The 26,329-nt window shown below is 72.7% G+C and carries 23 protein-coding genes; 17 read left to right on the top strand and 6 right to left on the bottom strand.

Annotated elements, in window-relative coordinates:
* Positions 1 to 161: 161 nt before the first annotated feature.
* The 7 genes from FB457_RS36080 to FB457_RS12220 all read left to right on the top strand — a co-directional run bounded on the left by FB457_RS36080 (position 162) and on the right by FB457_RS12220 (position 6,960).
* Positions 162 to 1,184, top strand: coding sequence for a Gfo/Idh/MocA family oxidoreductase (locus tag FB457_RS36080; protein ID WP_047015674.1), 1,023 nt, complete (start codon positions 162 to 164; stop codon positions 1,182 to 1,184).
* Positions 1,174 to 2,031, top strand: a complete 858-nt coding sequence (locus tag FB457_RS12245) for a TIM barrel protein (protein ID WP_145781861.1) — start codon at positions 1,174 to 1,176, stop codon at positions 2,029 to 2,031. The genes FB457_RS36080 and FB457_RS12245 overlap by 11 nt, the downstream gene beginning before the upstream one ends.
* The gene (locus FB457_RS12240) at positions 2,028 to 3,323 is read left to right on the top strand and encodes a M20/M25/M40 family metallo-hydrolase (RefSeq protein WP_145781860.1); all 1,296 of its coding nucleotides are present in this window, start codon (positions 2,028 to 2,030) and stop codon (positions 3,321 to 3,323) included. The genes FB457_RS12245 and FB457_RS12240 overlap by 4 nt, the downstream gene beginning before the upstream one ends.
* The gene (locus FB457_RS12235) at positions 3,320 to 4,426 is read left to right on the top strand and encodes an Ldh family oxidoreductase (RefSeq protein ID WP_145781858.1); all 1,107 of its coding nucleotides are present in this window, start codon (positions 3,320 to 3,322) and stop codon (positions 4,424 to 4,426) included. The genes FB457_RS12240 and FB457_RS12235 overlap by 4 nt, the downstream gene beginning before the upstream one ends.
* The gene (locus FB457_RS12230) at positions 4,416 to 5,375 is read left to right on the top strand and encodes a Gfo/Idh/MocA family protein (protein ID WP_047015670.1); all 960 of its coding nucleotides are present in this window, start codon (positions 4,416 to 4,418) and stop codon (positions 5,373 to 5,375) included. The genes FB457_RS12235 and FB457_RS12230 overlap by 11 nt, the downstream gene beginning before the upstream one ends.
* Positions 5,372 to 5,779: a DUF6917 domain-containing protein gene (locus tag FB457_RS12225; RefSeq protein WP_047015669.1), complete on the top strand. Its 408-nt coding sequence runs from the start codon at positions 5,372 to 5,374 to the stop codon at positions 5,777 to 5,779. The genes FB457_RS12230 and FB457_RS12225 overlap by 4 nt, the downstream gene beginning before the upstream one ends.
* 293 nt (positions 5,780 to 6,072) lie before the next feature.
* Positions 6,073 to 6,960 carry an AfsR/SARP family transcriptional regulator gene (locus FB457_RS12220; RefSeq protein WP_078898634.1) on the top strand — a complete coding sequence of 296 codons (888 nt, stop codon included), beginning with the start codon at positions 6,073 to 6,075 and terminating at the stop codon, positions 6,958 to 6,960.
* Between the two features lie 135 nt (positions 6,961 to 7,095).
* Here the strand turns inward: FB457_RS12220 and FB457_RS12215 are convergent, their stop codons facing one another.
* From FB457_RS12215 to FB457_RS12200, 4 genes are all read right to left on the bottom strand, one after another.
* Complete coding sequence (locus FB457_RS12215) at positions 7,096 to 8,358, bottom strand: nucleotide sugar dehydrogenase (protein WP_047015668.1); 1,263 nt, start codon at positions 8,356 to 8,358, stop codon at positions 7,096 to 7,098.
* Positions 8,359 to 8,369: 11 nt separating this feature from the next.
* The gene (locus FB457_RS12210) at positions 8,370 to 9,485 is read right to left on the bottom strand and encodes a DegT/DnrJ/EryC1/StrS family aminotransferase (protein WP_047015667.1); all 1,116 of its coding nucleotides are present in this window, start codon (positions 9,483 to 9,485) and stop codon (positions 8,370 to 8,372) included.
* The gene (locus FB457_RS12205) at positions 9,482 to 10,672 is read right to left on the bottom strand and encodes an aminotransferase class I/II-fold pyridoxal phosphate-dependent enzyme (protein ID WP_145781856.1); all 1,191 of its coding nucleotides are present in this window, start codon (positions 10,670 to 10,672) and stop codon (positions 9,482 to 9,484) included. Before FB457_RS12205 ends, FB457_RS12210 begins: the two co-directional genes overlap by 4 nt.
* A gap of 108 nt (positions 10,673 to 10,780) precedes the next feature.
* Entirely contained in the window at positions 10,781 to 11,710 is a 930-nt protein-coding gene (locus tag FB457_RS12200) for an SRPBCC family protein (protein ID WP_186461969.1), read from the bottom strand.
* 177 nt (positions 11,711 to 11,887) lie between these two features.
* Here FB457_RS12200 and FB457_RS12195 point away from each other — a divergent pair, with 177 nt between their 5' ends.
* From FB457_RS12195 to dnaG, 3 genes are all read left to right on the top strand, one after another.
* Positions 11,888 to 12,958, top strand: coding sequence for a phosphotransferase family protein (locus tag FB457_RS12195; RefSeq protein WP_186461968.1), 1,071 nt, complete (start codon positions 11,888 to 11,890; stop codon positions 12,956 to 12,958).
* Positions 12,959 to 13,108: 150 nt separating this feature from the next.
* Positions 13,109 to 13,720: a TetR/AcrR family transcriptional regulator gene (locus tag FB457_RS12190; protein ID WP_486589004.1), complete on the top strand. Its 612-nt coding sequence runs from the start codon at positions 13,109 to 13,111 to the stop codon at positions 13,718 to 13,720.
* Positions 13,721 to 13,791: 71 nt separating this feature from the next.
* Positions 13,792 to 15,747 (top strand): DNA primase, encoded by a 1,956-nt coding sequence (gene dnaG, locus FB457_RS12185; protein WP_078898211.1) that lies wholly within the window; start codon positions 13,792 to 13,794, stop codon positions 15,745 to 15,747.
* A 25-nt stretch (positions 15,748 to 15,772) separates the two neighbouring features.
* Here dnaG and FB457_RS12180 read toward each other — a convergent pair whose 3' ends face one another.
* A complete protein-coding gene (locus FB457_RS12180) occupies positions 15,773 to 16,117 on the bottom strand; it encodes a hypothetical protein (RefSeq protein WP_047015663.1) in 345 nt (114 codons plus the stop codon).
* A gap of 352 nt (positions 16,118 to 16,469) precedes the next feature.
* Between FB457_RS12180 and FB457_RS12175 the strand changes: the two genes are divergently transcribed.
* Both FB457_RS12175 and FB457_RS12170 read left to right on the top strand, forming a co-directional pair.
* Positions 16,470 to 17,561 (top strand): RNA polymerase sigma factor, encoded by a 1,092-nt coding sequence (locus FB457_RS12175; protein ID WP_047015662.1) that lies wholly within the window; start codon positions 16,470 to 16,472, stop codon positions 17,559 to 17,561.
* 338 nt (positions 17,562 to 17,899) lie between these two features.
* On the top strand, positions 17,900 to 19,333 hold the full coding sequence (locus FB457_RS12170) for an alpha-amylase family glycosyl hydrolase (protein WP_145781850.1): 1,434 nt from the start codon (positions 17,900 to 17,902) through the stop codon (positions 19,331 to 19,333).
* A 35-nt stretch (positions 19,334 to 19,368) separates the two neighbouring features.
* Here FB457_RS12170 and FB457_RS12165 read toward each other — a convergent pair whose 3' ends face one another.
* Positions 19,369 to 20,418, bottom strand: a complete 1,050-nt coding sequence (locus tag FB457_RS12165) for a LacI family DNA-binding transcriptional regulator (RefSeq protein ID WP_145781849.1) — start codon at positions 20,416 to 20,418, stop codon at positions 19,369 to 19,371.
* A gap of 148 nt (positions 20,419 to 20,566) precedes the next feature.
* On the opposite strand from FB457_RS12165, the gene FB457_RS12160 reads away from it, so the two are divergent.
* The 5 genes from FB457_RS12160 to FB457_RS12140 all read left to right on the top strand — a co-directional run bounded on the left by FB457_RS12160 (position 20,567) and on the right by FB457_RS12140 (position 26,328).
* Positions 20,567 to 21,844 carry an extracellular solute-binding protein gene (locus FB457_RS12160; RefSeq protein WP_145781847.1) on the top strand — a complete coding sequence of 426 codons (1,278 nt, stop codon included), beginning with the start codon at positions 20,567 to 20,569 and terminating at the stop codon, positions 21,842 to 21,844.
* Positions 21,845 to 21,871: 27 nt separating this feature from the next.
* On the top strand, positions 21,872 to 22,810 hold the full coding sequence (locus FB457_RS12155; RefSeq protein ID WP_125934717.1) for a carbohydrate ABC transporter permease: 939 nt from the start codon (positions 21,872 to 21,874) through the stop codon (positions 22,808 to 22,810).
* On the top strand, positions 22,807 to 23,718 hold the full coding sequence (locus FB457_RS12150) for a sugar ABC transporter permease (protein WP_047015657.1): 912 nt from the start codon (positions 22,807 to 22,809) through the stop codon (positions 23,716 to 23,718). The genes FB457_RS12155 and FB457_RS12150 overlap by 4 nt, the downstream gene beginning before the upstream one ends.
* A gap of 98 nt (positions 23,719 to 23,816) precedes the next feature.
* Positions 23,817 to 25,508 (top strand): glycoside hydrolase family 13 protein, encoded by a 1,692-nt coding sequence (locus tag FB457_RS12145; RefSeq protein WP_047015656.1) that lies wholly within the window; start codon positions 23,817 to 23,819, stop codon positions 25,506 to 25,508.
* A 169-nt stretch (positions 25,509 to 25,677) separates the two neighbouring features.
* Positions 25,678 to 26,328 carry an SLATT domain-containing protein gene (locus FB457_RS12140; RefSeq protein WP_145781845.1) on the top strand — a complete coding sequence of 217 codons (651 nt, stop codon included), beginning with the start codon at positions 25,678 to 25,680 and terminating at the stop codon, positions 26,326 to 26,328.
* The last annotated feature ends 1 nt before the right edge of the window (position 26,329 follow it).

Genomic DNA, 26,329 nt, shown 5'->3' with positions numbered 1-26,329 from the left:
CGTTGGGAGCGTAGGAGCCGGAATTGCCGGACGGCCATGGCAATTCCGTGTCCCCGGGCCGGACGGGACGGCAGATATCTGCCACCGCCCCGGCTCCGCCTCCCGCCGTAGCCTGCTGAGGTACCTCGCTTTCGTACCGGACGGACGACCGTAAGGAATGCGTGTTGCGTACTTTCATCGTCGGTTTGGGACGCTCCGGCCGCGAGCTCCATCTGCCGGTCCTGCTGCGCCTGCGGCGCCGGTTTCCCGATCTCTTCTCCGCCTCGCCGCCGCTCGGGTACGACACGGGGCCGGCCGGCGGCCCGGACGACGACGCGGAGATCGAGACCGTCGGCTCGCTGGCCGCGGCCCGGCTGCGGCTCGACCCGGCGGCGACGCTGGTGCACGTGTGCACCCCGCCCGGCGAGCGGGCCGGCGTGCTCGCCGCTCTCGGCGAGCTGGGGTTCGTCAACGTCCTGGTGGAGAAGCCGCTCGCGGACACCGCCGAGGCGCTGGCCGAACTGGCGGCGGTCCGGGAGAAGTACGGGCTGCGGATGGCCGTGGTCGCGCCGTGGCTGCACAGCACGCTCACCGAGCGGCTCGCCGACCTCGTCGAGAGCGGGCGCTTCGGCCCGCTGCGGCACATCGGGATACGGCAGCACAAGCCCCGTATCCACCGCACCCTCAACAGCGCCGGGCACCGGACGGCCTTCGACGTGGAGCCGCCGCACGCGGTCGGCGTCGCGCTGCGGCTGGCCGGCGACGCCGACGTCACCGGCGCCGCCCTCACCGACGTGGACGTCGGCGGCCGGCGGGTGCCGGGCATGGGCGGGGCCGAGCTGACGCTGCGCCACCACTCGGGCGTGGTGAGCCGGCTGGAGTGCGACCTCACATCGCCCCGCCGCGAGCGCCGGATCGAACTGGACTTCGCGTCCGGCCGGGTCGTCGGCCACTACCCCGTCGGCAGCGAGGACCACTACGCGCACCTGACCGCGAGCCCCGTGGACGGCCCTCCGGCGGAGTCCGTCTTCCCGGACCTCGCCCTCGACGCCTGCCTGCTCGACGCCTACCGGCACCTCGCCGGCGACGACCCCGACGAGGCCGTGCTGGACGCACGGGTGCGGCGCCAGATGCAGGTCGTCCGGCTGCTCGACGCGGCCAAGCACATGTCCGGCTCCAGGACGGAGGCACGTGATGCCGGCTGACACCCTCCCGCTCTGCGGAATCGGCGACGAGGCGGGCGCCCCGGCGGCGGTCCAGACCGGCGCCCTGAACGAACTCGGCTGGCCGCTGATCGAACTGCGGTCCGTCGACGGCGTCGCGCTCGCCGACCTCGACGACACCGCCTTCGCCGAGCTGGCCGGCTCGGTGCGCGCCGCCGGTCTCGGCGTGCACTGCGTCGACTCCCGGATCGCCAACTGGGCCCGCCCCGTCACCGGCGACTTCGACGAGGACCTGCACGAGCTGGACATCCTCGCCGAACGCTGCGCCACGCTCGGCACCCGGTACGTACGCGTCATGTCGTATCCCAACGACGGGCTGAGTCCCGGCGCCTGGCGGGCCGTCGTCCTGCGGCGCATGGCGATCCTCACCGAGCGCGCCGAGCGCGCCGGGCTGGTGCTGCTGCACGAGAACTGCGCCGGCTGGGCCGGCGCCAGCGCCGACCGCATGCTCCAGCTCCTGCGGTACGTCGACAGCCCCGCGCTGCGCCTGGTCTTCGACACCGGCAACGGGCCCGCCTACGGCTACCGGGCGTACGACCTGCTGCCCCAGCTCACGCCGTGGATCGAGCACGTCCAGATCAAGGACGCCGTCGTCGAGGGCGACGAGATCCGCTACACGCTGCCGGGACACGGCGAGTGCCGGGTCCTGGACTGCCTGCGGCACCTGATCGACCGCGGCTACACCGGCGCGCTGTCGATCGAGCCGCACGTCAAGGTGCGCCCGCACGAGTCCGCGACCGCGGGCGACGACGAGACCCGCGCGGCCTTCGTCGCCTGCGGCCGGGCGCTGGAGGAACTGCTCGCCCGGATCGGCAAGGTGACCGTATGACCACGGCGCAGGTACGGCTGTCGCGGGCGGACCGCGACCTGTTGCTCGATCTGGTCGGGTTACCGACCGCCGGGCCGATGGAGACCGGCCCGGACGCGGAGCCGCCGCGGCTGCGCGAGGCGCAGATGCGCTACGCCAGGGCCGCGGCCGAAGTGGGCTTCGAGGTGGCGTACCACGCCGCGCCGGGCCCCGAGTGGCTGGACCGGCCCGACGTGCCCGCGCAGGTGCGCGACATGGCGCGGCGGGTCGACGGGTTCCTCGACAGCCAGCCGAGCCTGGTGCTGCGGCTCGGCGGCGCGCTGCCCCGGGCGCGCACCCTGATGTTCAACGTGCACCTCGACACGGTCGCCGGCGGCAAGCCGCCGCACCTGGCCGGCGACCGCTTCCACGGCCGCGGCGCCGTCGATGCCAAGGGGCCCGCGGTCGCGCTGCTCGCCGGGCTGCGGGCCGCGATCACCCGGGTGCCGGCGCTCGGCACCGACGTGGGCGTGCTCATCCAGGCGGTCTCCGGCGAAGAGGGCGGCGCCATGGGCGTCTTCGGCACCCGGCCGCTGGTGGAGCAGGGCTGGACGGGACGCATCAACGTGTTCTGCGAGCCGACCCGCGGCCTGCTCGTGCCCCGCGCCACCGCGGCGGCCACCGCCCGGATCGCCGTCGCCGGCGCCGACTCCATCGACGACCACCCCGACGCCGGCCACAACGCCTCCGTGCTCCTCGGCTTCCTCGCCCAGCGGCTCGCCCGCACGCTGCCCGGCGCGGTGGCCGAGGGCCGGGTCTGCGTCGCCGGGCTGCACACCGGCGCCGCGCACAACAAGGTCTACGGCACCGGCGCCCTGCTGCTGAACCTGGCGTACCGCACCGCCGCGGCCGGCCGGGCGCAGGAGGAGGCGCTGGAGCGCGAGCTGTCCGCCGGAATCGACGAGTTCGCCGCGGTCTTCGGCGGGCTGCCGGACTTCGCCCGCACCGCACGGGACGCCCGCCGGATCACCCGGCTGGCGTGGCTCAAGCGCGGCCTGCCCGCGCTCGACAACCGCGACGCCTGGGCGGAGCAGGTGCTGACCGGGGCCGGTCTCGAGTACGCCCCGCCGGACGCCCCCGCCTGCACCTGCGACGCCATCTGGGCCCACGCCCTGCCGCACGCGCACACGGTCGTCTACGGCCCCGGAGACCTCGACGCCAACGGCGCCCACGCCGCGGACGAGTACGTCGACGCCTCCGACCTGGAGCGCTACGCCGACGGCATCGCCTCCATGGTGGCCGCCTTCGCCTCCGCTACGAACGGATCGTCATGACCCTGCTGCCGTACCACCAGCTCACCGACTTCACCACCGAGGTCTTCCAGGCCCACGGCGTGCCCGAGGACCGGGCGCGTACCGCCGCGGAAGCCCTCGTCTACGGCGACCTCGTGGGCATGCGCTCCCACGGCCTCGCCAACCTCACCCGCCTCTACCTGCCGCTCTTCACGTCCGGCCGGGTCGCGCCCGCCGCCGAGCCCGAGGTGCTCGCCGACCGCGGCGCCACCGTGCTGCTCGACTCCCGCAAGGGCCTGGGCCTGTGGGCCGCCGCGGAGGCCATGGACCTCGCCGCCGAGCGGGCCGGGCAGTACGGCATCGGCATGGTGTCCGTACGCGACGCGACGCACCTCGGCTGCGCCGGCTTCCACGCCGCCCGCGCCGTCGAGAACGGCATGATCGGGCTGGTCGCCTCCAACTGCGGGCGGCAGCGCATCGCCCGCCCGCCGGGCGGCCGGGTCGCCATGCTCGGCACCAACCCGCTCGCCGCCGCCGCCCCCGCGGGCCCCGGGCAGGCGCCGTTCGTGCTGGACATGAGCACCACCGTCGCCCCCACCGGCAAGGTGCGCGAGGCGGCGCGGGCCGGCCGGTCCATACCCGAGGGCTGGCTGCAGGACGCCGAGGGCCGCTGGGTGACGGACCCGCACGCGCTCGACCGCGGCGAGGGCTTCCCGCTCTTCCTCGGCGGCCAGCCGGAGACCGGCGGCTACAAGGGCTACGGCCTCGCGCTGCTGGTCGAGGTGCTGGCCGCGCTGGTGCCCGGCGCCGGGCTCGGCCCCGACTCCGAGGCGTACTCCGGCACCGGCGGCCCGAGCGGCCGCGACGACGACATCGGCTTCTTCGTCCTGGCCGTCGCGCCCGCCGCCCTCCGCCCCGAGGAGGACTTCACCCGCCAGGCGGCCGGGCTCTTCGCCGCCCTCACCGGCAGCCCGACGCTGCCGGGGACCGACAAGGTCGTCTACCCGGGCTGCCGGGAGGCGGACCTGAAGGCCGCGGCGCTGGCCGAAGGCGTGCCCGTGGCGGACGCACTCCTCGGCGAACTGCGCTCCGTCGCCGACGACCTGGGGCTGAAGCTCCCGGAGGGAGACCGCAATGACCGGTGACGACACCACCCGCCCGCTGCGCATCGGGCTGATCGGCCTGGGCGTGATCTCCCGCTTCTACGCCGCGGCGCTGGAGGAGGTGCCGGGGGTCGAACTCGCCGCGGTGTGCGACCTGCGGGACGAGGCGCTGGCCCCGTACCGCGACCGCGTCCCCTGCTTCACGAGCCACGCGGACCTGCTCGAGGCCGGCGGCCTGGACGCGGCCGTCGTCAACGTGCCCAACGACGCGCACGCGACGGTGTGCGGCGACCTGATCGCCGCCGGGCTGCCGGTGTGCGTGGAGAAGCCGCTGGCCACCAGGCTTTCGGACGGCCGTGCGCTGGTACGCGCGGCCCGCGACCGCGACGTCGTGCTGTTCACCGCCTTCCACCGGCGCTACAACGGCAACGCGCTCGCGCTGCTGGAGGCCATCCCGCCCGGCGTGGGCATCGAGTGGATGGTCGTGCGCTACCTGGAGAAGATCGAGGAGCACGCCGGCGCCGACGCCTGGTACCTCGACGCCGACCGCTGCGGCGGCGGCTGCGTGGCGGACAACGGGCCCAACGCCTTCGACACCGTGCGCCAGTTCCTCGGCCCGGTCGAGCTGGAGTCGGCCGAGGTGGTGCGCGACGAGGCCGGCACCGACCGGCAGGCGAAGGTGTCGCTGACCGCCGCCTCCGGCGCCCGCGGCCGGGTGGAGCTGGACTGGTCGTACGAGGGCGAGCGCAAGGACGTCACGGTCCGGCTCACCGACGGCTCGCTGCACAGTGCCGACATGCTCGAAGGCTACCCGGAGTTCAAGCAGTCGCTGTGGCACGAGTACCGGGGCATCGTGACCGACTTCGCGCAGGCCGTACGCGCCGGGGAGGACCGCGCCGAGGGCGGGCTCGCGGCGCTGGAGCTGGTCGCGGAGATCTACCGCAGGGAAAGCACGGCCGGCGAGCCGACGACGACGGGAGCAGCGCGGTGAACCCGCAGGAGGACGGCGACAAGCTGACGGTGACGGGACGGCTGGTGAAGATCCTCGTCCACCGCCGCGAGGACCGCGGGATGTCCGTGGACGAGTGGGCCAGCCGCTGCGTCCGCAGCGGCGAGGTGCACGAACTCGTCACCACCGACCAGCACGACACCACGACGGGCGCGCGGGTCGACCGGGTCGGGTTCCTCGGCTTCGTGGAGATCTCCGAGGCCGGTGTCGTCGACCGCGGCGACCCGGTGGTGATCGACGGCAAGCGGGTCGGCTCCGTACTCGGCTTCGACTCCTGCCACTTCCCCAACCACTACAACATCCTCATCGCGGTCGACGCGACCGTCACCGGCCGGGAACTCGGCCTGACGCCCGACATGAAGGTGTCCATCGGCCCGCAGCCGTGATCCGGGCCCTCTTCCATTCACCGCCGAGCGGCGGCCCGCAATGATCCACGCGCTGAAGGACACCTTGCGCGGTGCTTGGGAACCAATTGCGGCCGACTTGGCGCCGAGTTGTCGACGGGGCCCGCCACCCCTGGTCAGCGGGGACCGGCAACCCGGCCGCCTGTGACACTGCTTGTGCCGAACCAGGCGGTCGGTTACGCTCCCGTGAGGTCTCTGGGGGATATCACGGGGGAGTGATCACCGATCGAGCCTCCGTTTACGTGCACGAGTTATCGGAAGGGTTCGAGAGCGCGATGGAATTTTCCCTACTCGGTCCACTGCGCATGCACGAACAGGGGTGCTCTTATACTCCGACGGCGCCCAAACAACGACAGCTTCTCTCGTTGCTCCTGCTCAACGCCAACCAGGTTGTCTCCACGCGCACATGCATAGAGGAACTCTGGGAGAACACTCCGCCCAACACCGCGCTCTCGACGGTCCAGTCCTACATCCTGCAGTTGCGGCGCATCCTGCGCCGGGTGCCGCGGGTGGGCAGTCTCGAGGCGGCCCGGCGGATACTGGAGACACGGGACGGCGGCTATCTGCTCACGGTGCGCGGGGACGAGCTGGACACGAACACCTTCGCCACGCTCGTGGCCAGCGGCCGGTCCAAGCTGTACACCGACGACGTCGCGGCGACCGAACTCCTGGGCCGGGCACTGGCCTTATGGCAGGGGTCGGTGCTGGCGGACGTCCAGGTCGGGCCGGTGGTCAGGGCGTACGCGGTCGGACTCGAAGAGGACCGCATGAGCGTCCAGGAGCAGCGCATCGACGCCGACCTGCGGCTCGGCCGGCACCGCGAGGTGCTCGGCGAACTGAGTTCGCTCACCACCAAGCTGCCCACCCGGGAGAGCCTGCACGCCCGGCTCATCCTGGCGATGTACCGGTCGGGACGGCGCAGCCAGGCCCTGGAGGTCGTCCACCGGCTGCGTACGACGCTCCGTGAGGAACTGGGCCTGGAGCCCTCACCGATGATCCGGAATCTGCAACAGGCGGTGCTGACCTGCGACCCCGAATTGGACGATCTCCTGCGCGGTCCCGACCTGACGAAGGCCGTCCACGCCGGCCCATTCGACCTCGTGGCGCCCGGCCGGGTGGAGCAGCACGCGCTGGCGTCCGCCGCTTTCGGTAGGGACGGATAGCGGGGCCCGGATTCCGTGTCCTCCGGAAAAGCACCTTCGGCGTTCGCGCCGAGGGTGCTTTTTCCCTGTCCAAATGAACTCGGCGGGACGTATGTCGGAACTGCGGTATACATGTCCTGACATCCACCCCGCGGCTCAGAGGGATTCCACATGGTCCGCGGCCGGCACCCGGTGCCGGCAGTCGAAGATATAGCCGGCCGTCGCCACGAGATGCGCGTAGTCGAAGGCGTCGTGGTCCGTGGCGACCAGCACGACGTGCGCCGCCTGGACCTCCTCGTCCGACAGCTCCACCCGCACCAGCCCCGCGACCCCCGGGTCCTCCGAGACCACGGGGTCCGCGACCCGCACCTGGGCGCCCTCCGCGAGGAGCTGCTCCGCGAGGCGGACCGCGGGCGACTCCCGTACGTCGCCGGTGTTCGGCTTGTACGCCAGCCCCAGCATCAGCACCCGGGCGCCGTGGAGCGTCTGGCCGCGCCTGCCGAGGCCCCGGGTGACCCGGCGGACCACGTACTCGGGCATCTGGGTGTTCAGCTCGTCGGCCAGCGCGACCATCCGGAACGGCCTGCTGAGATCCTGCTCGACCTTCCACGACAGATACAGCGGGTCGACCGGGAGGCAGTGGCCGCCGACCCCGGGGCCCGGGGTGAAGCGCATGAAGCCGAACGGCTTGGTGGCGGCGATGTCCAGCGCGTCCCACACGTCGACGCCGAGCGCCTCCGCGTGCATGGCCAGCTCGTTCACCAGGGCGATGTTGACGTGCCTGAACGTGTTCTCCAGCACCTTCGCCATCTCGGCCACCCGGACCGTGGGCGCCGGCACGACCGTGTCGACGATCGAGCCGTAGAAGTCCGCCAGCCGGCGGCGGGAGCGCTCGTCGACCCCGGCCACGACCTTCGGCGTGGTGGTGAACGTCCAGCGGGTGTTGCCCGGGTCGATGCGCTCCGGGCTGTAGCCGAGGTGGAAGTCCGTGCCCGCGGCCAGCCCGGACAGCCGCTCCAGCAGCGGGGCGAGGACGTCGCCCGTGGTGCCGGGGTAGCTGGTCGACTCCAGTGAGACCGCCGCCCCCGGCCGCAGCCAGCGGGCGAGGGTGGTGCCGGCGGCCTCGATGTACGACAGGTCGGGCAGGCCGTCGCGCATCGGGGTGGGCACGGTGATCACCGCGAGGTCGAAGCCGGCGAGGTCGTCCGGCTCCATCGTGGGCCGGTACGCCCCGCTGTCCAGCAGCGCGGCGAGGTGCGCCGAGTCCACGTCGCCGACGTACGACTCGCCCACCGCGAGCTTCTTCACCCGGTCCTCGTCGACCTCGAAGCCGACGACCTCGTACCCGCGCTCCGCGGCGGCGACGGCCAGCGGCAGGCCCACGTAGCCCTGCCCCATGACGACGACCTTCTCGCCCATGCCCGTACCCCCTAATCGAAGAATTCGCACACCGAGTCCGCGATGAACTCCACCTGGAAGTCCGTCAGGTGGGGCCAGATCGGGATGGCCAGGTTGCGGGCGCTGACCTGCCGGGCCCGCGGCCAGTCGGCCCCCTCGGGGGCGTACTTCGCGAACGCGGGCTGGAGCGGCAGCGGCACCGGGTAGTAGATGTGCGTGCCGATCTGCTTCTCGGTGAGCCAGGCGCGCAGATCCTCGCGCCGCTCGACCAGGAGCGAGTACACGTAGTAGCAGCGGCCGTTGCGGCCGGCGGGCGGGGCGACGAGGCCGCGGTCGGCGAGCGGGGCGAAGCGCTCCGTGTAGTAGTCGGCGATCCGGGCCCGGCGCTCCAGCCGGTCGGCGAAGCCGCCGATCCTGTGCAGCTGGAAGGCGGCCAGGATCTCGTCGAAGCGGCTGTTCTGGCCGATCTCGTGGTGCAGGAACCGGGTGATGCCGTCCTGGCCGTGGTTGCGGAGCATCCGCACCCTGCGGGCCAGGCCCTCGTCGTCCGTGACGACCATGCCGCCCTCGCCGGCCGTGCCGAACGCCTTGACCTGGAAGTAGGAGAACACCCCGAGGTCGCCCCAGGCGCCGGACGGGGTGCCGTCGAGCACCGCTCCCTGCGCGACCGCGGCGTCCTCGATCACCGTCAGCCCGTGCGCCCGGCCGATCTTGTTCATGGCCGGCATGTCGGCCATGATCGAGAAGACGTGTGCGGGCATCAGGGCCCGGGTGCGCTCGGTGATCAGCTCCTCGGTGCTCGCCGGGTCCATCACCATCGTGTGCGGGTCGACGTCGGCGAAGACCGGGGTCGCGCCGAGGTTCGCCACCGAACTGGCCACCGGCTGGCAGCAGAACGCCGGGACGATCACTTCGTCGCCGGGGCCCACGCCCACCGCCTGGACGGCGAGGTTGAGCCCGCCGGTCCCGCTGGAGCAGGCGACGGCGTGCTCGACGCCGGTCGCGGCGGCGGTCGCGCGTTCGAGTTCCGCGGTGCGTCGGCCGAGGATGAACTTCTGCTCGTCGTCCGTGCCGACCTCGTAGAGCAGGTCGAGGAACGCCTGCCGGTCCTGCTCGAAGAGGTCGTCGGGGAAGAACGGGATGGTCACCGGTCGGCACCTCCGGCGTAGAAGTCGGCGACGGCCCCGCAGACGATGTCCACCTGGTCCTCGGTGAGGTCCGGGTAGAAGGGCAGGGCCAGCGTGCGCTTGCAGGTCCGCTCCGCGACCGGCAGCGAGCCCTCGGGGTGCTCGGGCCCGGCGTAGCAGGGCTGCAGGTGGAGCGGGCGGGGGTAGTACGTCTCGGTGCCGATGCCGCGGGCCGTGAGGAACTCGACCAGCTCGTCCCGCTTCTCGACCTCGATGAGGTAGACGTAGAACACCGGGTCCGCCTGCGCCGGACGGGGCACCAGCCGGGGCAGGGAGTGGATGCCCTCCTGCCCGCGCAGCCGCTCGTCGTACGCGGCCGCCAGCTCCCGGCGCCGGGCGATGTCGGCGTCCAGCCGGGTGAGCTTGGCCAGCAGCACCGCGGCCTGGACGTCGTCCATCTTGCTGTTGGTGCCGGAGACGCCGGAGAGGTTGGAGATGCCGGCGATGTGGTCCAGCGTCTTGCCCATCCGCCCGTGGTGGCGCAGGATCGCGGCCTGCTGGGCGATGTCGTCGTCGTCCGTCAGGATCATCCCGGCGTCGCCCAGGGCACCGAGGGTCTTGGTGGGGAAGAAGCTGAGCACGCCGCCGGCGCCGAGCAGCCCGGCGTGCACGCCGTCCCAGCGCATGCCGATGCCCTCGGCACTGTCCTCCAGCAGCTTCAGGTCGTGGCGCCGCGCCAGCTCCGTGAGCCGGTCCATCGCCGCGAGCTGGTGGAAGAGGTGCACGGGCATCACGGCCTTGGTGCGCTCGGTGACGAGCGCCTCGGCGGAGTCCGCGTCCAGCGCGTAGTCGCCGTCCGCCGTGATGTCGGCGAAGACGGGACGGGCGCCGGCCATCGTGACGGACGACGCCGTCGCGAAGAAGGTGAACGCGGGCACGATCACCTCGTCCCCGGGGCCGATGCCGGCGGCCCTGAGCAGCAGGACGAGGGCATCGGTGCCGCTGTTCACGCCGAGGGCGTGCCGGGCGCCGGTGTACTCGGCGACGGCGCGCTCCAACTGCCCGACCTGGCGGCCGTGGGAGTACTTGCCCCGGTCGAAGACGGCGTTGACGTGGTCACTGATCTGCGGCCACAGCTCGGTGAAGCTCCGTGCCTGGGAGAAGAACGGCACAGGTGGGGCCGCAGCTTCGGAGTGGGTGAGCGCCATACGGGCCAGCGTAGGGAGCGATTCCGGGGGCGGCCACGGACAAGTTGTTGCCTGCACGGAACGCCCCCGGGGTGACAGTCCCCCGGGGTAGGAGCGGCTTCTACGGCTCTACCGCTCTACCGCCGCCATCGCGCAGCGCAGCGTCTCCCGGCTGGCCGTCCCCAGCGCCTTGCGCACGTGCGCGCGGGCCTCGGCGAGCGTCGCTCCCGCCCCCGGGAAGTCCGGCATCGCCTCCGGCCGCAGCACGGCGGTATGCCGGTGCACGGCCCGTACGCCGCCGGCCGTCTCGGTGAACGACCACTCGGTGAGGTGCGCGGCCAGCAGCGCCGGCAGCCGCAGCCGCTTGGAGAGGATCCGCCCGGGGCCGGGGCGTACCCGCACCGACTCCGTGGTGTGCGTGCTCCCGTCGGGGAGCACCGTGTCCAGCTCCAGGAACTGCGCCCGCGGCGAGACCTCGGTGAGCGCCGCCCGGGCGACGTGGGGGACCAGCTCCGCCCAGGCGCCGGCGCGCCAGAGGAAGTCATGGACGGCCGCCGGCGCGGCCGCGATCTCCAGCTCGTCGGCGAAGGTGAGCAGCACGTCGCCGATGCGGTCGGCGTGTTCGGCGGCCTGCTTCAGGCTCTCCAGCCCCGACTCGGCGTCCGCCTCGGCCGCCGCGCGGAGCCGGGCCAGTCGCTCGGGGTCGTCGCCGGCCGCCGCGTACGCCTGGTCGAGCACCACCTCGCAGCCGCCCGCCGCCGGGCGGATCCGCCAGGTGCCGCTCCGGCCGGCGGCCGGGGGGCGCGGTCCTTCGTACCGGAAGCCGAGGGTGAGCGCGTCCGGGTCGGGCGTGAGGCGTACGCGCACGTCGCCGACCCCGCCGTCCGCGGTCGTCCAGAGCCGCAGCACGTCCTCGCCGCCCTCCGCCGGGTCCCGTTCCGCGTGCACGACGGCGGGGAAGAGCCGGGACCAGCCCGGCGCGTCGGAGAGGAGCCCGTACACGACGATCGGGGGCGCCGCGACGGTGCCGGTGTGCCTGACATGGTGGGAATGCGCCATGGTGGATCGTCCCCTTCTCCGCCTGACGTGCCGTGGCTTCGATCGTGAAGAGCGGCAGTGAGGATTCGATCGTCTCTTGCTGGTGGCTCGACGGAGGCTGCCTCCACTCACCATCGCGGCACCAGGCCGGGGGTGGACCATCGGGGACGCGTACGTCCGTCGTCCGCAGGAGGTCACGTGCCCGAACCGCCGCAACGAGACATCGAGACCACCCGCCGCAGCCTCGCGCGGTGGCTCGCCGGCCGGCTGCCGGAGGCCGGGACCCCCGAGGTCGGGGTGGAGGCGCCGCGCGGACGGGGCTTCGGTCCCGAGACCCTGTGGGCCGTCGCCGCGTGGCAGCGGACCGGGACGCGGCGGGACTTCGCCGTACGGGTGGCGTCCACGCGGTATCAGGTGCTGCCCGAGTCCCGGCTCGTCGACGAGTACCGGGTGCTGCGGGCGCTGGCGCCCACGCCGGTGCCGGTGCCCGCCGTACTGGGCTACGAGGCCGATCCCGCCGTGCTCGGGGCGCCGTTCTACGTCACCGAGCGCGTCCGCGGATGGACGCCCGCGGAGCGGTCCCCGTACCGCGCGGGCGGCGCGCTCGCCGACCGCGACGAGGCGGGACGGGCGGAGCTGTGGTGGGCGGGCCTCGGCGTGCTCCGGACGCTGCACGGCCTGGACGCGGACCGGCTCAACGTCGCCTTCCTGGCGCACGCCACCGGCGCCCCGAGCAGCCTCGGCGGCCAGCTCGACTTCTACGAACGGCACTTGGACCACTTCGCCGCCGACCGCTCCGGCGTCGTCCTCGCGGCGCTCGACTGGCTGCGCGAGAACCTCCCGGAGCCCGCGGGCCCGCCCCGGCTGCTCTGGGGCGACGCCCGGCTCGGCAACATCGTCTTCCGCGGCGCCCGCCCCGCGGCCGTACTCGGCTGGGAGACGGCCCTCCTCGGCCCGCCGGAGGCGGATCTCGCCTGGTTCCTGCACGTCGGCCGCCACCTCGCGGGCGACGGGCCCCGGCTCGCGGGCCTGCCGGGACGGCAGGCTACGATCGACCGCTACGAGGAGTGGCTGGGCCGGCCGATCGCCGGACAGTTGCCCTGGCACGAGGTGTTCGCCGGCTTCCGCTTCGCCCTCGTCGCCGCCCGCACGGGCCGGCTGCTGGCCGAACAGGGCCTGGCCGACGGAGCGTCGGAGGTCCCCTTCACACGCGCTGCCGAGCGCCTGCTCGCGGCGATCCTCGCACCCCTCGACACCGTCGCCGTCTGATTCCGGCGGGTCCGCGGCGGGCCCCTTCAACAAAACAAGGTCGGCGATACAGCACCGACTTTGGGACAAGGTGTACGGACACCTCCGAGTGAGACCGTACGTGATCGTCAGCCAGCCCCGGGCCTCGGGGTCACGCGGGATGGAGTCCTGTTGTCGCCTCAAACCGGCACGAGATCTTCGGGCCTGGAGCGCGGACCCGATCCGAGAGCCGTACGCAGCCGGGCCGCCGCCCTCGACGCCGCGCGCGCCCTGCTGGTCGAGCAGGGCTGGGCCGCCGTCACGCACGTGTCGGTGGCCGCCCGCAGCGGCGTCGGCCGCACCACCCTCTACCGCCACTGGCCCGACCCCGCGGAGATGATCCGCGACGCCATCACCGAGGGCCTGACGATCGCGCACGTCCGCCGCACCGGGGAGCTGCGGCGCGACCTGCTGGGCGAGCTGAACGTGGTCCGCCGCTGGCTGCACGACCCCACCGCGGAGCGCGCGCTGCGGGCCGTCATCGAGCGGGTCAGCGTCGATCCGGCGTACGGCGAGCTGAAGACCTCCCTCTACACCGCGGCCTCCGAGGGGCTGTGCGCCATCGTCGACACCGCCAGGGAGCGCGGCGAACTGCCCGCGGGGCTCGACACCGACCTGGCCGTCGACCAGCTCTCCGGCCCGCTGATGTTCCGCCGGCTGGTGGCCGAGCGGACCTTCGACGGCGGGTTCGTGGAGTCGGTCGTCGACTTCTTCCTCAGCGCGTACGACGACACCTCCTCCTGAAGCCGCCGTTTCCCCGGGCCGCCGCGGCGGCGGGGCGCGGGGCTGTCGGCGCCCGGCCGTAGACTGCACTCGTGGCAGGCAGGATCAACGACGACGACGTGCGGACGGTCAGGAACGCGGTTCCGATCGACGCCGTCGTCTCCGAGTACCTGCAGCTCCGTCCCGGCGGCGGGGGCAACCTCAAGGGGCTCTGCCCCTTTCATGATGAGAAGTCCCCTTCCTTCCATGTGAGTCCGGCCAAGGGCCTGTACCACTGCTTCGGCTGCCAGGAAGGCGGGGACACGGTCGACTTCGTCATGAAGGTCGAGCACCTGTCCTTCTCCGAGACGATCGAGCGCCTCGCCGCCCAGGCCGGCATCACCCTGCGGTACGAGGAGGGGGGCTACACCCCCGGCCGCCAGCAGGGCGAGCGCACCCGGCTGCTGGAGGCGCACAAGGTCGCCGCGCAGTACTACGCCGAGCAGCTCGGCTCCGCGGAGGCCGAGATCGGGCGCGGGTTCCTCGCCGACCGCGGCTTCGACCAGGCGGCGGCGGAGCGCTTCGGCGTGGGGTACGCGCCGGCGGGCTGGGACCACCTCACCCGCTTCCTCCGCGGCCGGGGCTTCACCGACAAGGAGCTGACGCTCTCCGGGCTCTCCCAGGACGGCCGCCGCGGGCCCATCGACCGGTTCCGGGGGCGGCTGATGTGGCCGATCCGGGACATCACGGGCGAGGTCGTCGGCTTCGGCGCCCGCCGGCTGCGCGAGGACGACAACGGGCCGAAGTACCTGAACACGCCGGAGACCCCGATCTTCCGCAAGTCCCAGGTGCTGTACGGGATCGACCTGGCCAAGCGGGACATCGGCAAGCAGGGCCGGGCGGTCGTCGTCGAGGGCTACACCGACGTGATGGCCTGCCACCTGTCCGGGGTGACGACGGCCATCGCGACGTGCGGCACGGCGTTCGGCGGCGAGCACGTCAAGATCCTGCGCCGGGTGCTGACGGACAACTCACGCTCCGAGGTGGTCTTCACCTTCGACGGCGACGCGGCGGGGCAGAAGGCGGCGCTGCGCGCGTTCGAGGACGACCAGAAGTTCGCGGCCCGTACGTCGATCGCGGTGAGCCCGGGCGGCATGGACCCCTGCGACCTGCGTCTTGCCAAGGGCGACGAGGCGGTGCGGCAGCTCATCGAGGAGCGCTCGCCGCTGTTCGGCTTCGCGATCCGCTCGTTCGTCACGCAGCACAACCTGGACACGGCGGAGGGCCGTTCGGCGGCGCTGGAGCAGGCGGCGCCGGTGGTGGCGCGGATCAAGGACGTCGCGATCCGGCACGAGTACGCGGTCCAGCTCGCGGGGATGCTGGGGATCCTGGACGAACGGTTCGTGGTGGACCGCGTACGCCGGCTCGCGCGGTACGCGGCGCAGGGCGGCGGTGGCCGGGGCAGGGGCGGCCAGGGCCAGGCGCAGGGCCAGGGCCGCGGCCCCGGTCAGGGGCCCGGCGCGGGCGCGCCGCCCGCAGGGCCGGGAGCCGCGGCGCCCGCGGCCGGCGCTTCCGGCGGCCCGGCGCTGTACATGCGGACCCCGGCGCTGCACCGCGAGCGCGAGCTGCTGAAGCTGGCGCTCCAGCACCCCAAGCTGGTCGCCCCGGCCTTCGACGCCTACCTCGCCGACGAGTTCACGGCCGCCCCGTACGCGACCGTCCGCGCCGCCATCGAGGCGGCCGGCGGCGTCGCCGCCGCAGACGACAGCGCCGCGTACCTGGCCCGGGTCCGCGACGCCGCGCCGGACGACGGCGTGCGCTCGCTCATCACGGAGCTGGCGGTGGAACCCCCGCGCAGCCGCCGCGACCCGGACGCGATCTACGCGGGCGAACAGCTCGCGGGCGTCCGCCTGGCCGCGGTCGACCGCCGCATCGACGACGTCCGCAGCACGGTCCACCGCCTGGGCGCCCAGGGCCCGCCGGACCAGTTCGAGTCGGCCCAGCGCGAGTTGTGGACACTCCAGCAGTACCGCGAATCCCTCCGCGCCCGCGGCGCGGCCGCGCTCTGACGCGAACACGGACGGGCGGCGCCGGTCAGCCGCCTCCGGCGGCCGCCTCCGGCGGGTTGATGCCGAGATGCTCCATGATGGCCACCTGCCCGGACACCAGCACACCGAGCACCTGGCTGTGCTCCAAGAGGGTCTTGCCGTGTGCCTCAAGGGCCTTGCTGTGCGCCTCAAGGATCTTGCCCTGCTCAAGCTGGGTCTGCCGCAGCGACTGAAGGAGCTGTATGTCGGCGCGCCGCTGCTCCTGCAGCGCCGCCACGTCGCGGTCCGAGTTGACCGCCAGGTGCCGTGTGGCCGCCTGCTGTTCGGTCAGCTCGTGCACCTGTGCCTCCAACGCGTCCAAGCGTCGACGAAGTTCGTCGATTTCGCCCATGAGCAGCGATTCCTCTCGTGCTGAGGGCACAAGTCTGACCGGCGGACGCATGGTGGTCAAATCACCAGTGTGACCATAGCGTCACGCTGTGCGAGGGGATGCGCTGCCCCAAGCGTGCACATTCGTCCGTTGCGTAACCGTCCGGTCACGAGCCGGACACAAAATGTGGTCGCACGACCCTACTGCCGGGCGTGTGTCGTACCCCACACTGGGGGCGGTGCCTGAGTCCTCGGAGCGTGGCGGGGTTGTCCGGAACGGGCGACAAGCCGCCAGGGATCCGCTATCCACGATCGGGACGGAAGGCGGCGAGTCCGCCGCTGCCGTTCCGCTGCCCCACGTCCCCGAACCGGCAGTGACCACCCTGGAGGTCGCCCCCGTGCAGACCCAGACCCTCAAGACTTCCGTACGGGCCGGGCGCGAGGGCGCGCCCGACGTCCTGACCCTGCCGAACGGGGCTCCGGCGGGGCTCGACGAGCCCGGCGCCGCGCCCGCGCCGCCGCCCCCGGCATCCGCCGTGCGGCCCGATCGGGGCGGGCCCACGTCCGACCTCTTCCGGCAGTATCTGCGCGAGATCGGCCGCATTCCGCTCCTCAGCGCCGCCGAGGAGGTGGAGCTGGCCCGGCGGGTCGAGGCCGGGCTCTTCGCCGAGGAGAAGCTGGCCGCAGAGCCGGACCTGGTCACGCCGCTCGCGCTGGACCTGGACAAGCTCGTCGTGCTGGGCCGGATGGCCAAGCGCCGGCTGATCGAGGCGAACCTGCGGCTCGTCGTCTCCGTCGCCAAGCGGTACGTGGGCCGCGGGCTGACGATGCTCGACCTGGTGCAGGAGGGCAACCTCGGGCTGATCCGCGCGGTGGAGAAGTTCGACTACGCCCGCGGCTACAAGTTCTCCACGTACGCGACCTGGTGGATCCGCCAGGCCATGTCCCGCGCCCTCGCCGACCAGGCCCGGACGATCAGGGTCCCGGTGCACGTCGTCGAGCTGATCAACCGGGTCGTGCGCGTCCAGCGCCGCATGCTCCAGGAGCGCGGCTACGAGCCGACGCCCGAGGAGGTCGGCGCCCATCTCGGGCTGCCCGAGGAGCGGGTGAGCGAGGTGCTGCGGCTGGCGCAGGAGCCCGTGTCGCTGCACGCGCCGGTCGGCGAGGAGGAGGACGTCGCGCTCGGCGACCTCATCGAGGACGGCGACGCCGCCTCGCCCGTGGAGTCGGCGGCGTTCCTGCTGCTGCGCGAGCACCTGGAGGCGGTGCTGTCCACGCTCGGCGAACGGGAGCGCAAGGTCGTCCAGTTGCGGTACGGGCTGATCGACGGCCGGCCGCGGACGCTGGAGGAGATAGGCCGCATCTTCGGGGTGACCCGCGAACGGATCCGGCAGATCGAGTCCAAGACCCTCAACAAGCTGCGCGATCACGCCTTCGCCGACCAGCTCCGCGGCTACCTGGACTGATCCGCGGTACGGCACCGGCACGGGCTCCGGCCGTGAGGCGCCGGAGCCCGCTTCCGCATGGATGGAACCGGTCCGGCCGAGCGGGCGCGTGGGGCCTGCGAAGGACCCCCGCCCGGCCGGACCGGGGTCGGGGGAACGCCTGGGTGAAGTTAGCATCGCCGGGGCGGTGTTGAAAGACTTTGCAAGGGTCTTTCCAACGGGTTGACCGTGCTCTGTTGCGCCCCCTACCGTCATCCGGGAACGCGGATCCCGGATCGTTCTGCAAAATCTTGCGATCCTCGGTTCCGCAGACCGATGTGGCTGTGGCGCGTCAGCTCTCCGAGACCAGGAGGGTACACATGGCTCAATCGGTACGGAGGCGGCGGCGCGGCTCGCGCCTGCTGCCCGGGACGGCGCTCGCCGCTCTCGTGCTCGGGCTGCTGCCCGCCGCCACGGCGCACGCGAACACCGAGGCGGTGGCGAGGGACACGGCCGCGGGGAACGACGTGATCGCCAACCTGTGGTCGTGGAACTGGAAGTCGGTCGCCGCCGAGTGCACCGACGTCCTCGGGCCCGCCGGGTACGGCGCCGTGTGGGTGGCGCCGCCCGCGGAGTCGCTGTCCCACCCCCGGCACCACTGGTGGGACGTCTACCAGCCGTACAGCTACGGCCTGAGCGGCCGCTTCGGCACCGAGGCCGACTTCACCGCCATGACCGCCGCCTGCAACGGCGCGGGCGTCGCGGTCTACACCGACGCCGTCGTCAACCACACCGCCGCGCAGACCGGCACCGGCTACGCCGGTACCGCGCTCGGCGACAAGTACGCGCCGCCCATGTACTCCCGGGCGGACTACAACGTCGACGTCTGCAACCGCGAGATCAGCAACTGGGACGACAAGTGGGAGGTCCAGAACTGCGAACTGCTCGGACTGCCGGACCTGAAGACCGGCAGCGACTCCGTCCGGGACAAGATCGCCGGATATCTGAACTCCCAGATCGCGCGCGGCGTCTCCGGCTTCCGTGTGGACGCCGCCAAGCACATCCCCGCCGCCGACCTGGAGGCGATCGCCGGCCGGCTGGACGACACCGCGGACGGCTCGCGGCCGTTCGTCTTCCACGAGGTCTTCCCCGGCAGCACCCCCGCGCCGGACGAGTACTACGGCAGCGGCCGGGTGCTGGACTTCGCCTTCGGTGACCGGGTGAAGGCCGCGTTCCAGAGCGACATCGCGCAACTGGAGAACCTCGGCCCCGGCCAGGGGCTGCTGCCCGCGGGGAACTCGGTGTCGTTCGTCACCAACCACGACACCGAGCGCAACGGCCGCCACCTGACGTACAAGGACGGCGACACCGCCGTGCTGGCCAACGTCTTCCAGCTCGGCTGGACGGAGGCGCCGCCCACCGTCTACGCGGGCTTCGCGTTCGCCGGCAACGACGACTCGCCGCCCGCCGACGCGGACGGCTTCGTCACGGGCACCGACTGCGCCGCCGGCTGGTCCTGCCTCGACCGCGACCCGCGGATCACGGGGATGGTCGGCTGGCGGAACGCGGCCGGGGACGCGGAGGTCACCGACTGGCAGTCGCCGCGCGGCAACGTCGTCGGCTTCGGCCGCGGGGACCGCGGGTTCGCCGCGCTCAACAACACCGGAGAGCCGGTGACCCAGGAGTTCGGCACGGCGGTCCCGGACGGCGTGTACTGCAACGTGCTCGACGACTGCGCCGGCAAGGTCACCGTCGCCGGCGGCAGGGTCACGCTCGACCTGCCGGCCAGGGGCGCGGTCGCCTTCCACCCGTAGGAGCAACGCCCGGCGATCCGGCCCGGCGCCCGCGGTCAGGCACGCTCCGCGGACGCCGAGGCCGTCGAGCCGCGGACCACCAGCTCCGGGTGGAAGACGAACTCGCTGTGCGGGGCCGGGGTGCCGCCGATCTCCTCCAGCAGGGCCCGGACCGCGGCCTGGCCCATCGCCGTCACCGGCTGGCGGACCGTCGTCAGCGGCGGGTCGGTGAAGGCGATCAGCGGGGAGTCGTCGTAGCCGACGACCGACACCTGCCGCGGTACCGCGAGCCCGCGCTGCCGGGCCGCGCGGATCGCGCCCAGCGCCATCATGTCGCTCGCGCACACGATCGCCGTGCAGCCGCGGTCGAGCAGCGCCGCCGCCGCGGCCTGCCCGCCCTCCAGCGAGTACAGCGAGTGCTCGATGTCCGCCCGCGCGTCCGCCACCGGCACGGACAGCACCTCGCGCATCGAGTCGAGGAACCCCTCGACCTTCCGCTGTACGGGCACGAAGCGGCCGGGCCCGAGCGCGAGCCCGATGCGGCGGTGGCCCAGGGAGGCGAGGTGGGTCACCGACAGCCGCATCGCGTCCCGGTCGTCGGGGGAGATGAACGTGCCCTGGAACTTCTCCGAGTAGCCGTTGATCATCACGAACGGCACGCCCTTGCCGCGCAGTCGCGTGTAGCGCTCCATGTCGGCGGTGGTGTCGGCGTGCAGCCCGGAGACGAAGACGATGCCGTCCACGCCGCGCTCCACCAGCATCTCGGTCAGCTCGTCCTCCGTCGAGCCGCCCGGCGTCTGCGCGGCCAGCACCGGGGTGTAGCCCTGCCGGGTCAGCGCCTGGCCGATGACCTGGGCGAAGCCGGGGAAGATCGGGTTGTCCAGCTCCGGGATGAGGAGCCCGATCAGGCCCGCGCTGCGCCGGCGCAGCTTCACCGGCCGCTCGTAGCCGAGCACGTCGAGCGCGGCCAGCACGGCCTGCCGGGTGGTGTCCGCCACGCCCGGCCTGCCGTTCAGCACCCGGCTGACCGTCGCCTCGCTCACCCCGGCCTGGGCCGCGATGTCGGCGAGCCGCGCGGTCGCGGGACCTGACTGTTCCTGGCGCACGTCGTGCCTCCCTTGTTCTCGCTGAGACCGTAACTCCTTGCAGAAATTACTTGCAAGGTCTTTCGATCGCATGTCAATCCTGTTAGCTTCCTCGGCGTCCGGCGCCGCGCTGTGCGGTCGCGGTTCCCTGCCTGAAGGAGAGTTCACTATGCGACGTGGCATAGCCGCCACCGCCCTGGCCGCATCACTTGCGCTGGTGGCGACGGCCTGCGGCGACGACGGCGGCGACGGCGGGAGCGCCGGCGGCCAGGTGACGATCACCTGGTGGGACACCTCCAATGCCACCAACGAGGCACCGACGTACAAGGCGTTGATCAAGGAGTTCGAGAAGGCGCACCCGGACATCAAGGTCGAGTACGTCAACGTCCCCTTCGACCAGGCGCAGAACAAGTTCACCACCGCCGCGGGCACCAAGGGGGCCCCCGACGTCATCCGCACCGAGGTCGGCTGGACCGCCTCCTGGGCCAAGTCGCAGTTCCTCGCCCCGCTCGACGGCACCGCCGCACTCGGGAAGCAGGACGACTTCACGCCGTCGCTGCTGAAGCAGGCGCAGTACGAGGGCACGACCTACGGCGCCCCGATCGTCACCGACACGCTCGCGCTGTTGTGGAACAAGGACCTGCTGAAGAAGGCCGGCCACGACGCGCCGCCCGCCGACTGGGACCAGCTCATGGACGTCGCCGCCGACGTCGAGAAGAAGACCGGCGCCGACGGCTTCTGGCTCCACAAGGACCCGTACTACACGCTGCCGTTCCTCTTCGGCGAGGGCACCGACATGGTCGACGCCGAGGCGCAGAAGATCACCGTCAACTCGCCCGGGGCCGTCACCGGCGTGGAGAAGGCCAAGGAGATCGTCGACGCACCCGGCACCGCCGACCTCGACGTCACCGCCGACGCCTACGCCCATATGCAGGACGCCTTCGTCAACGGCAAGGTCGCCATGATCATCCAGGGTCCGTGGGAGCTGACGAACGTCTACGCCGGATCCGCCTTCAAGGACAAGGCCGACCTCGGCATCGCCCCCGTCCCGGCCGGCTCCACCGGCAAGGCCGGCGCCCCCACCGGCGGCCACAACCTCTCCGTCTACAACGGCTCCGACGAGGCCCACAAGGAAGCCGCGATCGAGTTCACCGGCTGGATGACCTCCGCCGACACCCAGGCGAAGATCGCGGTGGAGAACGGCACCCTGCCCACCCGCGCGTCCGCCTACACCGCCGAGGTCAAGGCCGCCCCCGGCGTCGCCGACTACCAGCAGGTGCTCGCCGACACCGCTCAGCCGCGCCCCGCGCTGCCCGAGTACAGCACCCTGCTCGGCGACGACTTCGCGCAGAACCTCGCCGCCGTCCTCAAGGGCGACACCGGCGTCAAGGCCGGACTCGACGCCACCGCCGAGAAGTTCGGTGAGCTGGTCCCCGACTTCTCGTAGCGCGGCAGCGGTCCTGAAGGGCACCGAATGATCAGCAGCCTGAAGCAGTCGTACAGCCGCCACTGGTACGCCTACGCCATGGTGGCCCCGGTCGTCGCCGTCCTCGGCGTGCTCGTGGCCTACCCGCTGGGCCGCGGCGTCTACCTGTCGCTCACCGACGCCACGAGCGACAACGTCGGCCGCACCATCGGGGTCAACGAGATCCCGGACAGCTTCTCCTTCGTCGGCTTCGACCACTACGTCGAGATCCTCACCGGCAGCGCCGCCGACACCTTCTGGAAGCAGTTCGCCTGGACGCTCTTCTGGACCGCCGCCTGCGTCGCCCTCCACTACGGCATCGGCCTGGGCCTCGCCGTCCTGCTCAACCGCAGGATGCGCGGGCGCACCCTCTACCGGCTCGCGCTGATCCTGCCGTGGGCGGTGCCGACGTTCGTCACCGTCTTCTCCTGGCGGATGATCCTCGCCGACGGAGGCGTGCTGAACTCCGTGTTCGCCTCCGTCGGCATGCCGGAACCGGCCTGGCTCAGCGAGCCGTTCTGGCAGCGGACGGCGGCGATCGTCGTCAACACCTGGTGCGGCGTGCCGTTCATGATGGTCTCGCTCCTCGGCGGGCTCCAGTCGATCCCGAACGAGCTGTACGAGGCCGCCGAGACGGACGGCGCCACGCCCTGGCAGCGCTTCCGCTACGTGACGCTGCCCGGACTGCGCGCCGTCAGCAGCACGGTGATCATGCTGGGCGTCATCTGGACGTTCAACCAGTTCATCGTCATTTTCCTGCTCTTCGGCTCCACCGCGCCCGACACCGAGATCCTGGTCACCTGGGCCTACCGGCTCGGCTTCGGCCAGACGCCCCGGGACTACGCGGGCTCCGCCGCGTACGGCGTGATCATCCTGTCCATGCTCGTCGTGCTGGTGTCGGTCTACCGCCGCTGGCTGAACCGCAACGAGGAGGCGGCCGTCCGATGAGCCAAGCAACCACCTCCCGCCCGACCCGCTCCGCCGCCTCGCGTCCTCCCCGCCCTGCCGCCTCCCGCCCGCGCCGCCGCGGCGAGCGCAGCACGGCCGCCTCCGTCGCGCTGCACGGCACGCTGCTCCTGGCGAGCTTCGTGGCGCTCTTCCCGGTCGCCTGGCTCGCGTGGATCTCGCTCGGCCCCGACAAGACCGACTTCCTGCACGCCGGCGAGATAGCCGGGAAGGTCAGCCTGTCGAACTACACCACCGTGCTGTCCGACACCGACTTCCTGCACTGGGTCGGCAACTCGCTGATCGTCAGCCTCGGCACGTGCGTGATCGGCGTCTTCGTCTCCGCCAGTGCCGCGTACGCCGTCTCGCGCATGCGCTTCCCCGGCCACCGGCAGCTCATGTGGACCTTCCTGGTCACGCAGATGTTCCCGTTCGCGATCCTCATCGTGCCGCTGTACAACATCCTCGCCGGGCTGGACCTGCTGGACACGTACTGGGCGCTGATCGCGGTGAACCTCACCCAGGCCGTGCCGTACTGCGCCTGGCTGCTCAAGGGCTACTTCGACACCATCCCGCACGAGATCGACGAGGCGGGCCGCGTCGACGGGCTCACGCCCTTCGGCACCTTCTGGCGGCTGGTGCTGCCGCTCGCCCGGCCGGGCATGGCGGTGGCGGCGTTCTACACCTTCATCACCGCGTGGGCGGAGTTCGCCTTCGCGTCGGTGTTCCTCCTCAGCTCCGACAAGTACACGCTGCCGATCGGCCTGGCGACCTTCGTCAGCGAACACGACCAGCAGTGGAACCTGATGGCCGCCACCGGCGTGCTCATCGGGCTCCCGGCGGCGGCGTTCTTCTACCTCGTCCAGCGCCACCTGGTGACCGGCCTGACGGCCGGCGCCGCCAAGTCGTAAGCGCTCCGCCCCCTCCGCCCCCTCCGCACCGCCCCTCCTCCCGCAAGCCACTGGACGCGGCCCGCACGCCGCCCGCCCACCGACGACCCGGGGAAGACATGACCCAGCACCTGGCCGCCCGTACGGCCACCGACTCCGCCGCCGACCTCGACTGGTGGCGCGACGCCGTGATCTACCAGGTCTACCCGCGCAGCTTCGCCGACGGCGACGGCGACGGCACCGGCGACCTGCCCGGCATCCGCGCCCGGCTGCCGTACCTCGCGAAGCTCGGCGTCGACGCGGTGTGGCTCAGCCCGTTCTACGCCTCCCCGCAGGCGGACGGCGGCTACGACGTCGCCGACTACCGCGCCATCGACCCCGTCTACGGCACCCTCCACGACGCCGACGCCCTCATCCGCGACGCCCACGAGCTGGGCCTGCGGATCATCGTGGACGTCGTGCCCAACCACTCCTCCGACCGCCACGAGTGGTTCCGCCGCGCGCTGAGCGAGGGCCCCGGATCCCCGCTGCGCGCCCGCTACCACTTCCGCCCCGGCAAGGGCGCGAACGGCGAACTGCCCCCCAACGACTGGGAGTCCATCTTCGGCGGCCCCGCCTGGACCCGGGTCCCGGACGGCGAGTGGTACCTGCACCTCTTCGCTCCCGAGCAGCCCGACTTCGACTGGGAGCACCCGGCGGTCGCCGACGAGTTCCGCTCCATCCTGCGCTTCTGGCTCGACATGGGCGTCGACGGCTTCCGCGTCGACGTCGCCCACGGCCTGGTCAAGGCCGCCGGGCTGCCCGACGTCGGCGGAACGGGACAGCTCGGGCTGCTCGGCAACGCCGCCATGCCGTTCTTCGACCAGGACGGCGTGCACGACATCTACCGGAGCTGGCGGCGCGTCCTGGAGGAGTACCCCGGCCGGCGCATCGCCGTGGCCGAGGCGTGGACGCCGACCGTCGAGCGCACGGCCAACTACGTCCGCCCCGACGAGCTGCACCAGGCGTTCAACTTCCAGTACCTCGGCACCTACTGGGACGCCGCCGAGCTGCGCCCCGTCATCGACGCCTCGCTTGCCGCCATGCGCCCCGTAGGCGCGCCCGCGACCTGGGTGCTGTCCAACCACGACGTCACCCGGCACACCACCCGCTTCGCCAACCCGGCCGGCCTGGGCACCCAGTTGCGCTCCGCCGGCGACCCCGTCCGCGGCCTGCGCCGCGCCCGCGCCGCGACGCTGCTGATGCTCGCGCTGCCCGGCTCCGCGTACCTCTACCAGGGCGAGGAGCTGGGCCTGCCGGACGTCACCGACCTGCCCGACGAGGTGCGGCAGGACCCGGCGTTCGCCCGCGGAGCGGGGCAGGACGGGTTCCGCGACGGATGCCGGGTGCCGATCCCGTGGACGGTGACGGGGAGCTCGTACGGCTTCGGGGACGGCGGCAGTTGGCTGCCCCAGCCGGCCGGGTGGGGCGAGCTGAGCGTCGAGGCGCAGACCGGCACGCCGGGCTCGACGCTGGAGCTGTACCGCACGGCGCTGGCGGTACGCCGGGCGCACCCGGCGCTGGGCGCGGGGGACGCGGTGGAGTGGCTGCCGGCACCGGACGGGGTGCTGCTGTTCCGGCGCACGTCGGGGGACGCCGCGTTCGTCTGCGCGGCGAACACCACGGGCGCGCCGGTACGGATCACGGTCCCGGCGGGGCGGCTGCTGCTGGCGAGCGCGGAGCAGGCCGGCGGTGAGCCGGGCAGCCCCGGCGGCGGCGAGGTGGAGCTGCCGGCGGACACCACGGCGTGGTGGTCGGCCGGCGAGTCCTGAGCGATACGGACCGGGGGAGCACCCGGTGCGTACGGAGCGGGGAACGCCCGTGCCGTACGTGCCGGGTGCACGCCCTTCCGGGTGGCGGTTCCTCACGTCCGCCGCGCCCCGGGCCGCCGGTTGCCGATAGCCTCGGTGAGCTGGATCGGGGCGAGTGCGGAGGCAGTTGATGCCGGGTCGGGAGACGGGGAGGCCGGGTGCCGGGGGCGGCCGGGGGATACGCCGCGACCTGCGGAGCCGCCCCTTCCCGGGCGCAGCGCTCGAACAGGCGGGCGGGCAGGCCGAGATCCTGCGGGAACTGCGCACCTGGGCCGAGCACGAGGCCGAGGACGCCATCGAGTGGTATCTGAACGACAAGCGCCTCAAGCGCCGCGGCTCCCGCGTCATCAGCGCGCTCACGATCCTCCTCGCCGTCGCCGGCACGCTGATCCCGCTGGCGAGCGTCGTCTCCGGCGGCCCACCGCAGGGCTGGGGCTACGTCCTGCTGGCGCTGGCGGCGGGCTGCAAGGGGTTCGACCACTTCTTCGGGCTGTCGTCCGGCTGGATGCGCGACATCACCGCGGCGCAGGCGCTGCGCGCGGAGCTGAACGACTTCCGGATGGCCTGGGCGGCCGAAGGGCTCCGCGCGGCGGACGGGGCCGCATCGGGTGACACCCTCGACCCGGCGGCGCTGGAACGCCGGCTCGCGCTGCTGACGTCGCTGGTGGAGGCCGTACGGCGGCAGGTGGAGTCGGAGACGGCGGAGTGGCTGAACGAGTTCCGCGCCACGGCCCAGCAGTTGCAGGACAACGCGGGACTGCCGCCGGGCGAGCGGGGGTGAG

The organism is Streptomyces sp. CNZ287, from assembly GCF_007827615.1.
Note: the sequence above shows the minus strand (reverse complement) of the source record. Positions and strands in the feature narration are given on the sequence as shown.